The organism is Bradyrhizobium sp. Leo114 (assembly GCF_055229415.2).
In genome coordinates, this window is sequence record NZ_JBUYEN020000018.1 from 75,722 (window position 1) to 89,478 (window position 13,757).

Annotated in this window: 18 protein-coding genes; 2 read left to right on the forward strand and 16 right to left on the reverse strand. The window is 60.9% G+C overall.

Annotated features, from left to right (window positions below; translation table 11 throughout):
* Window positions 1–42 precede the first annotated feature (42 nt).
* The 14 genes from flgH to motA all read right to left on the reverse strand — a co-directional run bounded on the left by flgH (window position 43) and on the right by motA (window position 9,805).
* On the reverse strand, window positions 43–744 hold the full coding sequence (flgH, locus tag ACZIRK_RS22555; protein ID WP_130223159.1) for a flagellar basal body L-ring protein FlgH: 702 nt from the start codon (window positions 742–744) through the stop codon (window positions 43–45).
* Window positions 741–1,430 (reverse strand): MotE family protein, encoded by a 690-nt coding sequence (locus tag ACZIRK_RS22560; protein ID WP_130223308.1) that lies wholly within the window; start codon window positions 1,428–1,430, stop codon window positions 741–743. The genes flgH and ACZIRK_RS22560 overlap by 4 nt, the downstream gene beginning before the upstream one ends.
* 60 nt (window positions 1,431–1,490) lie before the next feature.
* On the reverse strand, window positions 1,491–2,594 hold the full coding sequence (gene flgI / locus ACZIRK_RS22565; RefSeq protein ID WP_130223161.1) for a flagellar basal body P-ring protein FlgI: 1,104 nt from the start codon (window positions 2,592–2,594) through the stop codon (window positions 1,491–1,493).
* Window positions 2,591–3,070, reverse strand: a complete 480-nt coding sequence (gene flgA / locus ACZIRK_RS22570; protein WP_245474517.1) for a flagellar basal body P-ring formation chaperone FlgA — start codon at window positions 3,068–3,070, stop codon at window positions 2,591–2,593. The genes flgI and flgA overlap by 4 nt, the downstream gene beginning before the upstream one ends.
* 21 nt (window positions 3,071–3,091) lie before the next feature.
* Entirely contained in the window at window positions 3,092–3,880 is a 789-nt protein-coding gene (gene flgG / locus ACZIRK_RS22575; protein ID WP_208825120.1) for a flagellar basal-body rod protein FlgG, read from the reverse strand.
* A 9-nt stretch (window positions 3,881–3,889) separates the two neighbouring features.
* Window positions 3,890–4,207 (reverse strand): flagellar hook-basal body complex protein FliE, encoded by a 318-nt coding sequence (gene fliE / locus ACZIRK_RS22580; protein WP_130223312.1) that lies wholly within the window; start codon window positions 4,205–4,207, stop codon window positions 3,890–3,892.
* 6 nt (window positions 4,208–4,213) lie between these two features.
* Window positions 4,214–4,633, reverse strand: a complete 420-nt coding sequence (gene flgC / locus ACZIRK_RS22585) for a flagellar basal body rod protein FlgC (RefSeq protein WP_028161567.1) — start codon at window positions 4,631–4,633, stop codon at window positions 4,214–4,216.
* An 11-nt stretch (window positions 4,634–4,644) separates the two neighbouring features.
* Complete coding sequence (gene flgB / locus ACZIRK_RS22590; RefSeq protein ID WP_130223165.1) at window positions 4,645–5,022, reverse strand: flagellar basal body rod protein FlgB; 378 nt, start codon at window positions 5,020–5,022, stop codon at window positions 4,645–4,647.
* 93 nt (window positions 5,023–5,115) lie between these two features.
* Entirely contained in the window at window positions 5,116–6,192 is a 1,077-nt protein-coding gene (gene flhB / locus ACZIRK_RS22595) for a flagellar biosynthesis protein FlhB (RefSeq protein ID WP_028161565.1), read from the reverse strand.
* Window positions 6,193–6,204: 12 nt separating this feature from the next.
* Entirely contained in the window at window positions 6,205–7,239 is a 1,035-nt protein-coding gene (locus ACZIRK_RS22600; RefSeq protein ID WP_028161564.1) for a flagellar motor switch protein FliG, read from the reverse strand.
* A 13-nt stretch (window positions 7,240–7,252) separates the two neighbouring features.
* Window positions 7,253–7,651 (reverse strand): flagellar motor switch protein FliN, encoded by a 399-nt coding sequence (gene fliN, locus ACZIRK_RS22605; protein ID WP_130223171.1) that lies wholly within the window; start codon window positions 7,649–7,651, stop codon window positions 7,253–7,255.
* A 51-nt stretch (window positions 7,652–7,702) separates the two neighbouring features.
* Window positions 7,703–7,984, reverse strand: coding sequence for a hypothetical protein (locus tag ACZIRK_RS22610; protein ID WP_130223173.1), 282 nt, complete (start codon window positions 7,982–7,984; stop codon window positions 7,703–7,705).
* Window positions 7,965–8,900, reverse strand: a complete 936-nt coding sequence (locus ACZIRK_RS22615) for a flagellar motor switch protein FliM (RefSeq protein WP_035688738.1) — start codon at window positions 8,898–8,900, stop codon at window positions 7,965–7,967. The genes ACZIRK_RS22610 and ACZIRK_RS22615 overlap by 20 nt, the downstream gene beginning before the upstream one ends.
* The gene (gene motA / locus ACZIRK_RS22620; protein ID WP_130223175.1) at window positions 8,900–9,805 is read right to left on the reverse strand and encodes a flagellar motor stator protein MotA; all 906 of its coding nucleotides are present in this window, start codon (window positions 9,803–9,805) and stop codon (window positions 8,900–8,902) included. The genes ACZIRK_RS22615 and motA overlap by 1 nt, the downstream gene beginning before the upstream one ends.
* A 250-nt stretch (window positions 9,806–10,055) precedes the next feature.
* Here motA and flgF point away from each other — a divergent pair, with 250 nt between their 5' ends.
* Window positions 10,056–10,787 (forward strand): flagellar basal-body rod protein FlgF, encoded by a 732-nt coding sequence (flgF, locus tag ACZIRK_RS22625; RefSeq protein ID WP_130223177.1) that lies wholly within the window; start codon window positions 10,056–10,058, stop codon window positions 10,785–10,787.
* 30 nt (window positions 10,788–10,817) lie between these two features.
* Window positions 10,818–12,149 carry a flagellar protein export ATPase FliI gene (gene fliI, locus ACZIRK_RS22630; protein ID WP_028161559.1) on the forward strand — a complete coding sequence of 444 codons (1,332 nt, stop codon included), beginning with the start codon at window positions 10,818–10,820 and terminating at the stop codon, window positions 12,147–12,149.
* Between the two features lie 73 nt (window positions 12,150–12,222).
* On the opposite strand, the gene ACZIRK_RS22635 is transcribed toward fliI, so the two are convergent.
* Both ACZIRK_RS22635 and ACZIRK_RS22640 read right to left on the reverse strand, forming a co-directional pair.
* On the reverse strand, window positions 12,223–13,029 hold the full coding sequence (locus ACZIRK_RS22635; protein WP_130223179.1) for an NAD-dependent protein deacetylase: 807 nt from the start codon (window positions 13,027–13,029) through the stop codon (window positions 12,223–12,225).
* A gap of 263 nt (window positions 13,030–13,292) precedes the next feature.
* Window positions 13,293–13,706 carry a VOC family protein gene (locus tag ACZIRK_RS22640; protein WP_130223181.1) on the reverse strand — a complete coding sequence of 138 codons (414 nt, stop codon included), beginning with the start codon at window positions 13,704–13,706 and terminating at the stop codon, window positions 13,293–13,295.
* Window positions 13,707–13,757: the final 51 nt, after the last annotated feature.

The window sequence follows — 13,757 nt, forward strand, 5'->3', positions numbered from 1 at the left end:
CCGCCGCCTGACGAGCTTCGCCACTTCTGGCCGCACCATCGGCTAGAACGGCCCGACCTGGTCGTAGATCTGCTGCCCCCACGCCGGCTGCTGCACCTCCATCAGACGGCCACGGCCGCCGTAGGACATTCGCGCTTCTCCGATCTTGTCGTAGGCAATGGTGTTGTTGCGGCCGATGTCCCGCGGCCGGACGATACCGGCGACGTTCAGAATGCGCAGTTCGTAATTGACGCGCATTTCCTGCGATCCGCTGATCAGCAGGTTGCCGTTCGGCAACACGTCCACCACGACCGCTCCGACCGAGAACTTCACCTCATCGGTGCGATCGATCTTGCCCGCTCCCTTGGTCGACGTTTGCGAGTCGACGTTGCCATTAGCCAGCCCCTGGGGCTTCCAGCCGAACATGTCGACGAGGTAGTCGGCGCTGAACTTTGTCTTCGAATCCCGTGACCGGTCGGTCTTGTTGTCGAGGGTCGCCTTGTCGTTCATGGAGATGTTGACGGTGATGAGATCACCGATGCGCGCCGCGCGCGGATCGCGGTAAAGATCCCTCCGCTCGTCCCACAGCGAGTGATAGCCAGCGGTGTATCGGCTGCGCGGCTCGACGGGAACCGCGCGCGCTTCTGCGTGCAGACCCTGGCCGATCGGCGACAAATAGGGCGCTTGGTTGATCTCGGCGAGGCTGTTCATGCATCCGCCCAGAGCGAGAACCGGAAACAGAGAAAGTAAGCGAAGAACCTTCATTTGTTCGTCTTCCCGTCGTCGGGGCGTCGCATGCCCGCCAGGGTGTCGGCGAGGTGGGCCGCGCGCCCGGTCTCCATCTCGTTCAGGATCGCGCTTGCGGTCCGCACCCGAAGCTTGGCGAGCACGGCCGCCGCGGTTTCATCCGCCATGCTGGCGATCTGCCGCGCGGCGGCATCCGGGTCCATGCCGGAGTAGATCTCGACGACGCTGTCTTCCGCCTTCTTCAGGAAGTCCTCGCGCAGCTTCAGCCATTTCTCGTACTCGGCGCGCTTCGCCTCCAGCTCGGCGATCCGCTCCCGAAGCTTGGCCTCGGAGGCTTCCAGCTGCTTTTGCTGCCACGCCACGCGCGCATCCAGCGCCGAATCTGTGATGTTCTTGCAAAATTCGGTGGCGTCAGATCCGCGCTGATCGGTTGTCGCCGGCTCTCCAGGTGCCGCTGGAGGCGCTGCATTTTTCGCAACGGTTGCGGTCGTCAGCGGCAGTTCGGGCTGGGAATTGCCGGACGGCGCCTCCGGCTTGGCAACAGGGCGGGACGGCACCGCGCGCGATGTCTTGGCGAAGTTGGCCAGGTTCAGCGGCTTCGACAATTTCTGCTCAGGCTGCGCCCATGCCGACGCCTGCGCGGAGAGCGCAAGACACCCCGCAAGCAGCATGCTTCTTCCCAGCAACGTCGCGAGCCTCACCATCCGCTCTCCGTACAGCATCTGTTCGAAGCGTTGCACGTTCAAGCTTGTGCGACGCTGACTCTACTGGATGACAAGATCGGCTTGGAGTGCGCCCGCCGCCTTGATCGCCTGCAGGATCGCGATGATGCCCTGTGGCTTCAATCCGATCTGGTTCAAGCCGCGCACGAGACGCTCCAAGTCCGTTCCACGCAAGATCGCCACTTGCGCGCCATTCTCGCCGGCTTCGATGAACGTTTGCGGCACCACGACCGTTTCGCCGCGGCGCGCGAATGGCCCAGGCTGGGAAACGACCGGCATCTCGGTGATCCGAACCGAGAGATTGCCGTGGGTGACGGCGACGGTCGAGACCTGGACGTTGCGGCCGATCACAACGGTGCCGGTCCGTTCGTCGATGACGACACGCGCCGGCGTGTCAGGCTCGACCAGCAATTCGCCGATCTCGGCGATGAAACGAACCGGCGCGACCGAGCGTGGCCGCGACAATATGATCGACCGGTAGTCACGCTCGAAGGCCATGCTGGCGTGATATCGCCCCTGGCCATAGTGGTTGATGGCGTCGATGATTCGCGTCGCGGTGACAAAATCCGGATTTTTCAGCTCGAGAATGAGCGATTCCATCTGGTAGAATTTGCCCTGCACCTCGCGTTCGATCAGCGCGCCGTTTGGAATGCGGCCCGACGTCGGAACGCCCTGGCTGACGGTCTGCGCGGCACCTTCGACCGAATATCCGCCAACCGCAATAGCTCCCTGGGCCACGGCATAGACCTCACCGTCCGCGCCGCGGAGTTGGGTCATGAGGAGAGTGCCGCCCAATAGCGAAGAGGCATCGCCGAGCGAGGAGAGCGCGACATCCATGCGCGAACCACCAGTAGCGTATGGTGGCAGATCGGCTGTCACCACGACAGCGGCGACGTTTCGCGTCCGCAGCAACGTTCCGCGGATGTTGATCCCCATATTGTCGAGCATCGACTGGAGCGACTGCTCGGTGAAAGGGGCATTGCGCAACGTATCACCGGTCCCTTTAAGACCGATCACCAGACCGTAGCCGATAAGCTGGTTTTCCCGCACACCCTTCAGGTTGGCGATATCCTTGATCCGCACCGCCGCATCGGCGACGGTGCAGGAAAGGAGCAGGACGATGAATGATAAAGGTCGCAATATCATCCGTTTTGAATCCGCACCGATCCGTCCGACTGGATGATACCCCTGATGATCACGCCCGTATCGAGGTTCCGAAGCTGGATCATGGTGCCCGGACTGCCGGACTGCAGCGATGAGGCGTAGGTGACGATGGAAAGAGATCCATCTTCGACGATCACCTTGACGACATTGCCTCGCGCCACGAGTTTCTGCTCTTCGAGGGCGTTGATCGGGATCGGCTGGCCCGCCACCAGCGTCCTTCGCGCGACGCGGCCAACAAGCGATGCCCGGTCTGCGGCAAAGGCCGCTGCACCGGGCATATTCGGCCCGAAGGCGCGATCGATGATCAACTCGTCCTTGATCACATCGCCCGGATAGATCACCGTTGCCGGCACGAGCAAGCGCACGGAATCTTCCGCGATCGCGCCGCCACCTGCGCCGCTCGCAACGAGCATGAGCGCCGCGATCATGGAAATCAGCGCGAACTTGACGAGCTTCAAGACGCTTCTCCGCTTGCAATCCTATCGAAGGCCCTTGGAGACCGTCGACGCCATCTCGTCCGCCGCCTGGATCACCTTCGAGTTCATTTCGTAAGACCGCTGCGCCGAGATCAGTTCAGTGATCTCTTTCACCGGATCGACGTTCGAACTTTCCAGGTAGTGTTGATGGATCTTGCCGAAGCCGATATCGCCGGGAACGCCAACGACCGGAACGCCGGACGCCAACGTCTCCTTGTAGAGATTGCCGCCAAGCGGATCGAGGCCCGCCTCGTTGGCGAAATTCGCGAGATTTAGCTGGCCGAGCAGGCGCGGATTAACCTCGTTGTCGAGCTTGGCGTACACCTGGCCGGATTCATTGACCGTGACATCGACCGTCCCTTGCGGGACGATGATCGCGGGATCGACGGTGTAGCCATCCGCCGTCACCAACTGTCTGTCGGCGTTGGTATTGAAGGCCCCGGCGCGGGTGTAGAGCGTCTCGCCATTCGGCCCCACGACCTGGAACCATCCTCTGCCGTTGACGGCGAGATCGTAGGTATTGCCGGTTTGCGCCAACGCACCCTGCAAGTGCAGCTTTCGCACGGCCACCGAGCGAACGCCCAGCCCCAGCTTGGCCCCTTCGGGGACCGCAGCTTCGCCGCTGCGGTTCGGAACGCCCTGCATGCGATCGACCTGGTAGAACAGGTCGGTGAATTCGGCTCGCGAACGCTTGTACGATGTCGTGTTGATGTTCGCGATATTGTTGGCGATGACCTCGACATTGAGCTGCTGCGCGCTCATTCCGGTCGCCGCGATGGCAAGCGCTCTCATTTGCTATCCTCAGATCGCCATTCGGCTGACTTCTTGGTACGCCTGCACGACCTTGTCGCGCACGGCGACCGCCATCTGCAGCGTCTGCTCGGCGGACATCACGGCCTCCACCACGCTCTGGGCCGACACCTTGCCCTGGATATACGACACCGACGCAGCCTCCCCGTTCTTAAGGGTGCCGATGGCGTCGGCGGCAACCTGCTCAAGGACCCCGCCGAAACCGACCGAGGATTGAGCCGCCTGCGGCGCCACCGGTGCGGACGTCGCAACACTGCTTGAGCGAACGACGCCGGCAATGTCTTTTAGAACCGAAACCGCTTCCAACATCATGGACTATGCCCCCTTCAACAGATCGATCGTCATGGCAACCATCGACCTCGCCTGCTTGATCACCTGCAGATTGGCCTCATACGAGCGGTTGGTTTCCCGCATGTCCGCCATTTCGATCAGCATGTTCACGTTCGGCAGCTTGACATAGCCGTCCTGGCCGGCCGCCGGATGAGTTGGCTCGTAGTCGACCCGAAACGGAGCGCGGTCGACACCGATGTCCTTGATCTTCACGACCCGCACGCCCGCCGCGCGATCGACCTCCGCCGAGAACGTTGTGGTCTTGCGTCGGTAGGGCTCGGCACCGGGCGTACGGCCAGTGGAGTTGGCGTTTGCCATGTTCTCGGATACGACGCGCATCCTGGTCGACTGCGCCTCAAGTCCCGAACTGGCGATTTGAACTGATGCCTGCAGCGGATCGATCATCAAGCCTCGCGTTAGCTCTTCGCACCGGTCATGAACATGCGGTGAAACGATTTGACGATTGCGACGTTCAACGAATAGTCCTTGTTGATATCGCCCGCCTTGAGCATTTCCTGCTCGAGACTCACCGAGTTTCCGGAGTGAACGACTTCCCAGCTATTCTCCTTGCGCGTGCCCTGCGGACGTACAAGCGAGCCGGTGGTCATATGTTTCGGAGATGTGACTGCGAGCGGCACGACTTTGGTATCGAGTATCTTGTCGAACGGCTCGATATCCTGCGCTCGGTAGCCCGGCGTATTTGCATTGGCTACGTTCGACGAAATCGTGGACTGTCGAAGCGACAGCCAGCGCGCGTGAGATGAGGCAAGATCGAAGAGATAAACGGGTCCCACAACGTCCTCGTCACAGTGGTCCTATGACGATCGTATACGAACCCAAACTTGTCCGAGGCTGGTGAAATCTCCGCCATTGATGCGAAGCGTTTCTCACACACCCGCCTTCTGCTTGCGTGAATGCAGGAAATAGATGATCTCGGCGACCGGACGAAAGAACTCTTGCGGAATCACCCGGTCGACCTGAGCGGCACCGTACATGGATCTCGCAAGCATCTTGTCCTCCACGACCGGCACGTTGTTCTGCTCGGCAATTTCCCTGATCTTGAGCGCGATGAGATCCTGCCCCTTCGCAAGCACGGTGGGAGCTGCATCTTCGCCATGTCGATATTTCAGGGCGATCGCATAGTGAGTGGGATTGGCCACGACCAACGTCGCGCGGGGAACCGCAGCCAGCATCGACTTTCGCGCCCGATCGCGGGCCAATGACCGCAGCCGCGACTTGACCAGCGGATCGCCTTCCGCCTGCTTGAATTCGTCCTTGAGTTCCTGCCGCGTCATGCGCAGGTCGCGCCGCCAGTGGAATCGTGCCCAGACGAGATCGAGTGCCACCAGCACGATCGTGGCAATGCTGATTGCCGATACGAGCCGCATCGCAGTCGTCAAGATAAGTTCCGGAACGCCGGTCGGGTCGCTAAACAAAGAATTCACGGCCACAGCCTCCTCGGCCCGCAATACGATGGCCACCACAAGGCCTATCGCAAAAAACTTAAAAGCGGCCTTCAGGAACTCGATGCGCCCCTGACTGCCGAATAATCTTCCCCATCCCTGAGAAATCGAAATACGTGAGGCCTCGGGCTTTATCCTTTCAAACACCAGACGCGGAGCGTTCTGCAGGAACGAAGCCGCCAGTCCGGCTATTGCAAGGACAACCACGATTGGAAGCAGCAGGGCGGCCGAACTGCTTCCAATAACCACCATGAATTCCAACGCATCCGCACCGTTACGGATGCGAATCCCGGAGGGATCATCGATCAACCGGCTCAGCGTCGATGCCAGTTTCCGGACACTGTCGACCGTAAGGAAGCTCAGGATGATGAGGAACGCGATCATGGACGAGAAGATCGACGCCTCACGCGAGACCGGAATTTTGCCCTTCTCGACGGAGTCTCTTATCTTCTTTTCCGTCGGCTCTTCGGTCTTGCTCTCCTTGTCGGGTCCCTCGGCCATAACCGTCAGTCTTTACGTGAATACCGGCCCATCTTCCTGATCCGGATTGAGCTCGATCTCTCCTCGCCCGGCCATGTCGAGCGCAAGGTCCGTGATCGCGCGGCGCGCCTCCAGGATTTCGCGCTGGTTCGAAGGGACACTGCTGGCAAGCTCGCCCTCGACCATCCGGCGCGTCCGCGACGCCAGCGACGACAGAATGAGCTCGCGAAAGCTCGTATCCGTTCCCTTCAGCGCTATCACCGTGCGATCGGTCGGGACCTGGTCGAAGATCAGCATGCGCGCCTTGGCGGTGAGATTGACGATATCGTCAAACGTGAACAGCATCCCCTTCAGTATCTCCGCCGACTTCGGTCGCGATTCGGAGAGATTCTTCAGCGATTCCTCCATCTGCGTCCGCTCCATCTTGTTGATGATGTCGGCCATGCGAGGATAGGTGTCGGATGCGAGGTTGCGCCCGAAGTTGATCATGAAGTCTTCGTGCATGGTCTTCTCGATGACCCCCATCGCCTCCTCGACAACGGGTTTCAGGCTCAGCATGCGGCGCATCAGATTGTGCCGCAAATCCGCCGGCAGCAGGCTCATCACGCGCGCGGCGCATGCGGGCTTTACCCTGGAAAGGATCAAGGCGGCCGTCTGCGGATGCTCCTTGAGCAGATAGTTGGCCAGCAGGCTTTCGGACACGGAAGAGACCCGTTCCCACACCGACTTGGTCTTGTTGCCGAGCACCTCCGATATGATGTCCGTGACCTGCTCGGGAGGAAGAACGCCGGTCAGCAGTTTCTCCAGCTCGCCAACCGTTCCGAAGATGTTTGGCCCGGTCGTGAAGTGCTGGGCGAACTCCTCGATGATCGCCTCGAGCTCGGGACCTGAAATAGGCTTCAATTCCGCCGCTGCGCGCGTGACGATCCTGATCTCGTCCGGATCGAATTCCTTTAGGACGCCGCCGGAGAGCTCCCGACCCATGGCCAGAAGGAGCGCGGCAACCTTCTCAGTGCCGCTCAGCGGCCTGGCTTCGGAGCTACGCTTTGCAGGTGCATTGAACGCCATTCGGGCAGATCCCTTACGCCTCTACATCGCCTGGGGATCCTCCGACGATTTCGGTGAGCGACACGCCGAATCGCGAGTTCTCGTCCTCCACGACGACAACCGCGCCGCGCGCCACGATTCGGCCGTTGACAACCACCTCCACCGGCTCGCCGACGCGATGATCCAGCGGAATGACGGCGCCTCGCCCCAGCTTCATCAGATCGGCGACCGGCATCGTCGCCGAGCCAAGCAGAACCTGGACAGTGACCGGAATGCGCAGGATCGGCTCGAGGTTTGTAAGCCGGCTGGTTTCCTCCGCCGCGCGCGCAGCAAGATCCGCGAGTTTTCCGAACGCGGCTCCTCCCAGCTTGGCCGCCTCCGACGGATTCGCTGTCGGGGAGGCGGCTGATTCGGTTTCGAATGGCTGCTTCATTTCACTTGCTTTCTCGGCAATTTCATATTCCGGCGATCATGCCAATTATATCTACCTGCGGGACACATCGGCGCGAGTTTCGATATCGGTGATTGCCTTGCGCGCCTCTTCGATCTTGCTTCCGAGGATATTGACGAGCTGCTTTCCGTCGGCACTGAACTCCCGCACCATGAGCACCATGTCATCCATGGTTTCGGTGGTCTTGCCGAGAATGAAAGCGAAATCGCCCTGGCTGGCGCGCAGGTGAACGAGCTCCCGGTGCATCCTCGTCACACGGATGGTGGTGACAAGCAGCGCCGCCAGGAGAATAAGGTCAACGAGATAGGATGCCATCGATGAACTCCCGCTTTTGATCCGCCGATTCCTTGACTTGCAGCGAATAGACCCCGTTGAGCTGCCCCATTTGGCACCAGAACAGCCGCTGATTGTTGCACTCGAGCCTCACGAGAGTGCTCGGCGTGGCATTCAGCTCGATCACCTGACCTACCTGAAATCCCGCGACTTCGCCGAGAGTGAGCGAGCGCTCCTCGAGCACCGCTTTCAGCACCACCTCGGTGCGCTGGATCTCGTTGTGGAGCTGCTTGCTCCAGTTCGGGTCCGTGGATACGGACTCTCCGGACACGATCTGCGAAAGCGCCTGGCGGATAGGATTGAGAACCGCGTGCGGAATGACGATGAACATCTCGCCACCGCGGTCCAATCCCTGGACCAGAATCTTGGCATATACGGCCATGTTGTTGAGCCGGCCGATAGCCAGATAATCCATCCGCGTCTCGACGCGTTCCAGATTGAACTGGACCTCCGAAGCGCGCGAGAACGACGATTGCAATGCCTTGCCGAAGCGTTCGAACAGCGCTTCTGCAACATGCAGCTCCACGTTCGAGAAAACGCGCGGCATGTCCAGCGGTGGTTCCGCCCCGTCGGAGCCGAACAACAACTCTACCATCGTGTATACGAAGTCGCGATCGAAGCCGATGAGGATTCGGCCGTCCCACGCCTGCGCGTAGAACACCGCCACGATCGCCTCTGATTCGCGGCCGTCGAGAATCTCGGAAAGACGGTCGCTACCGACACCGGTCAGCGAAAAATACGACTGCGACGGCGACATCGACCGGAGACTCTCGGCGCAGAGGTTGGTCATCTGATCGAAGATCACATGCAGCATCGGCATGCGATCGACCGAGATTCCGGCAGCTCCGAGCAGTTGATCCGGAGCCGGCTCGTGCCGCAGCGGCTTGCTTTCCGACATCAGGCCTTCGCTCCCGCCACTTTCGCCACCTGCTCACCGCCGCCGCCCTTGGCCGCGCCGGCAATGGTCTCGTTTTCCACCACGTCGATCGAGGGACGATCGCCAGGTCCGATCATCTTGCGGCCATGCTCGATTGCGATCTGCGGCAGCGCGCCGTTCATGAAGGCAAGTAGCGTCTGCTTGACGATGATGTACATCCGGCATTGCTGCTCACGCACCATTTTGACCTTGTGGGCCAAAGGCGCAACAAGGCCGTACGAGAGAAAAATTCCGGCAAATGTTCCAACCAGCGCCGAACCGATCAGGCCACCGAGAAGCTTGGGCGACTGATCAAGCGCCCCCATCGCCTTGATGACACCCAGGACCGCGGCCACGATCCCAAGCGCCGGCAGGCCTTCCGCAACCATCATCAGAGAATGGTACGGCTTGAGCTTGCTACGAACTATCGTTTCGATCTCTTCGTCCATCAGCGCCTCGATCTCATGCGGTCGCGCGCTTCCCATGACGATCAGGCGAAAATAGTCGCAGATGAAATGCACGAGAGAATCGTTGGCAAGTACGGTCGGGAAGTTCTGGAAGATCTCCGACGATGACGGGTCGTCAATATGCGCCTCGACTTCATTGCGCCCCTTGTTGCGCACCTCGCGCATGAGCGCGTGCAGAAGTCCGAGCAGGTCGAGATAGTGGCGCTGCTTCGGCACCGCCACGGTAAGCGCCTGCACGATCCCGACCCCCGTGTCGATGACGACTTTCCAGGGGTTCGCGACAATATAGGTGCCGATCGCCATGCCGGCGATGATGACGAACTCCCACGGCTGCCAGATCACGCTGACATGCCCACCCATCGCCACGAAGCCGCCCAGCAGGCTCGCGATCGTGACGATGACGCCAAAAAGAATGCTCAAGCCCACCGCTCCGAATTGGGACACATTCGTTTAGGCAGCGATCCTTGCACGAAGCTGTCACTGGACCGGCGCGAACAGCCTCACACAAGCTTGCCGGTCGATTTTTCAGGCAGTCTTAATCCCTGTGTGCGCGCAGGAGCCGCTTTCGCGATGGTGTCCCACGATCGCAAATTATCGGAGATCTCCGGCAATCCGGCTCGATCTCCGAGCGGACGGCGCGCAGCAACCTGAAGATCGGACGATAGCCGGTATGCAATCAGCGCTCTATGTCAGCCTTTCCGCTCAGGTCGCCGTCGAAAAGAGGCTTGAGACCATCGCCAACAATCTGGCGAACATGAAGACGACCGCTTTCCGCGCCGACGCGGTGAAGTTCGAAACGGCAATGTCGCGCGCCGCATCCCAGCCCGTCGCCTTCTCGACCCCCGGAGAAAACTTCATCTCCCGAAGGCCCGGAAGCGTGACGCGGACCGAGAATACGCTCGACGTCGCCGTCATCGGCAACACATGGATGGGCTTTACCGGTCCCACCGGCACGGCTTACACGCGGGACGGCCGGATGCAGATCAACCGCACTGGCGAATTGCAGACCGTTTCAGGGTTCCCCGTGCTCGATGCAGGCGGCACGCCGATCATCGTCGATCCCGAGGGCGGACCGCTGACGATCTCGCGAGACGGGACCATTACACAAGGCATAAACCAGGTCGGAGTGCTCGGCCTGTTCGACATTCCTGCCGGCGCAAAGCTGGAGCGCTACGGCAATTCGGGGGTCATTCCGGACCGTGCCGCGACGCCCGTCGTCGATTTCATGTACACCGGCTTCCAGCAGGGCTATGTCGAGGAGTCCAACGTCGATCCGCTATCGGAGCTGACACAGTTGATCACCGCCTCGCGCGCGTTCCAGAGCGTCACCTCGCTTGTCGAGGGCTCCGAGGGCACGATGCAGAATGCGATTCGCTCGCTTGGCGAACCGCCCAAGGCATAGCAGCCAGCAACACAGGAGCCTGGTGACCGAATGAATGCGCTGGAGCGGCTGGAATCGACGCTTTCGTCGCTCCGCAAGGACGTGCCGACGGTCCGGGTAGGCGGCACCGTTTCAGAGGTCGCGCCAACGCATTACCGCGTCTCGGGCCTCTCGCGATTCGTAAGACTGGGAGAGTTGATCGGGCTCGAAATCGATGGCCAGGTACAACTCGGCGAGGTCGTTCGTATCGACGGCAACGGCGTCACTGCCAAGCCATTCGATTCCCACATCGGGGCGGGCCTGGGCCTCGTTGCCTATCGTCATCCACCAAAGACGATCTCGCCGCATCCAAGTTGGAAGGGCCGGGTGCTGAACGCCCTTGCCGAGCCGCTCGACGACGCTGGCACGTTGCACGTCGGGGACCGGGTGATGTCAACGGATGCAAGCCCGCCGCCCGCCATCAGCCGCGCCCGGGTGCGCGCACCGTTGCGGACGGGAGTGCGGGTGCTGGACCTGTTTACGCCGCTCTGCGTCGGGCAACGTATTGGTATTTTCGCCGGGTCAGGCGTCGGCAAGACGACGTTGCTGTCCATGATCGCGCAAAGCCAGGGTTTCGACACCGTCGTCACGGCCTTGGTCGGCGAACGCGGCCGCGAGGTACGCGAATTCCTCGAGGAGGCACTGGTTCACCATCAATCGCGCGCGATCACGGTGGTGTCCACGAGCGACGAGAGCCCGATGATGCGCCGCCTGGCGGCAAAGACCGCCACCACGATCGCCGAATATTTTCGGGATCGCGGCGAATCGGTGCTGCTGATCGTCGATTCGGTCACACGCTTCGCTCACGCGGCCCGCGAAATAGCACTGGCCACCGGCGAGCCGGCGGTTGCGCGCGGCTATGCCCCAAGCGTCTTCAGCGAGTTGCCGCGCCTTCTCGAACGGTCCGGACCCGGCATCGACGGACAGGGCTCAATCACCGGCATTTACTCCGTGCTCGTCGATGGCGATGATCACAATGAGCCGATAGCGGATACGGTGCGCGGCACTCTCGATGGGCACATCGTGCTTGACCGGGAGGTCGCAGATCAAGGGCGCTATCCCGCCGTCAATGTACTCTCATCGGTATCGCGCCTGGCCCAACAGGTCTGGACCGCGGACGAGCGCAATCTGCTGCGAAAATTGCGCGCCATGATCGCGCGCTTCGAGGACACGCGCGATCTGCGCTTGATGGGCGGCTATCAGCCGGGTCGCGACGGCGAACTCGATCAAGCCGTCCAACTCGTTCCGAAGATCTACGATCTGATGCGGCAAGCGCCGTCGGACCCGCCGAGCCGTGAGCCGTATCAGGAACTGCTGAACCTCATCAAGGCCGCAATCGAGTAGCGGTTTGCCTTTCCGGGAGGCCAACCTCGGAAGGTCACTGTAGCTTTGTTGTTCCTGACACTCGCCGAGTTTCTCATAGCAAGAAGGCAAGCGCCGCCTCGCAGCGATCTTCTATCTTCAGCGTGAGCAGGTGATCGGCACGGGTCCGACCGAGATTGACGGCCGCGATCGGCAGACCATTTTGAGCGGCCATCTGCGCGAACCGAAAGCCGGAATAGACCATGAGCGAGGAACCGACGATCAACATGCCGTCGGCTTCGTTCAAATGGCTCTTAGCGGTGGCAACGATCTCGCGCGAAACATTTTCGCCGAAGAAGACGACATCCGGCTTGAGAACGCCCCCGCACACGCGGCAAGCCGGTACGACAAAGCTTGAGAAATCCTCGTTCTCGACGTCAGCGTCCCCGTCCGGAGCGTCCGCGGCGTCCAAACCGAGCCACGCGCCGTTCAAGCGAGCCAGCTCATCCTGAAAAGTCGACCTCGGCATCGTCGATGCGCATCCCAGGCACCGAACCATATCAAGTCGTCCGTGCAGGTCGATGACCTGCCTGCTGCCCGCAGCCTGATGCAGCCCATCCACATTTTGCGTCAGGAGAACCTTGCTTCGTCCCTTCGCTTCCAGCTTGGCCAGCGCATGGTGGGCATCGTTGGGCAATGCACGGCCAAACCTCCGCCACCCGATCAGACTCCGCGCCCAATAGCGCTGCTGGGTCGCGTGCTCACGAATGAAGGCCTGGTAGGTGACCGGCGGCGTTCGCTTCCACTTGCCGTCGCTATCGCGATAATCCGGAATGCCGGAATTTGTGCTGCAGCCTGCTCCCGTCAGGACGAACAGACGTGAGTGGCGGTTGATGAAGTCCTCGAGCGCATCGTCTTGCATGGCCGGGAGTATTTAGTGCGTCGGTGTCGCTGACGCCAGTAGGAGCCCGCGAGCTTGTGCGCCGGGCTCCGGACGGGGACCGCTCTCCACACCAACTTCGGCCGAGCCTTGCTTGCCGAGGAGGCCCGCCGATGGCCTCTGCTTCGCAGGCTTCTCAGGGGGATAGAGTGGAGCGCGTCGCTCTATCCGCGGCAATATTCGCACATAGCGCGGAGCGGGAACGCGATGCCTGAACCGACCACCGCGTTCCCGTTTGAAAAGTGTCAATCCGATTGATTTGCGATGGCGGTAGGGTCCATCCACATCGGTTCGAAGACATGGCCATCCGGATCCTCGAACGAGCGGAGATACATGAAACCCATGTCCTGGGGCGGCCGGACATCGGCCTTGCCGCCGGTGATCGCGGCGGCTTCGCAGATCGCGTCCACCTCCTGGCGCGATGCGCGCGACAGGGCGATCAGCACTTCGCTCACATTCGCGGCGGCGATCGGCTTTGCCGAGAAGCTTGCAAAATAATCATGCGTCAGAAGGTGGAATGTAATCGTGTCCGACCATGCCATCATGGCTGCCTGGTCGGTGCTGAACTGCTCGTTCTTCTTGCAACCAATCGCCTCATAGAAGCGAGTCGCTGCAGCAAGATCCTTTACCGGCAGGTTGAGAAAGATCATCTTGGTCATTCAAGTTCTCCAGTAATCATGTGCGGGCAATAGCATGACGAGACGTCATCG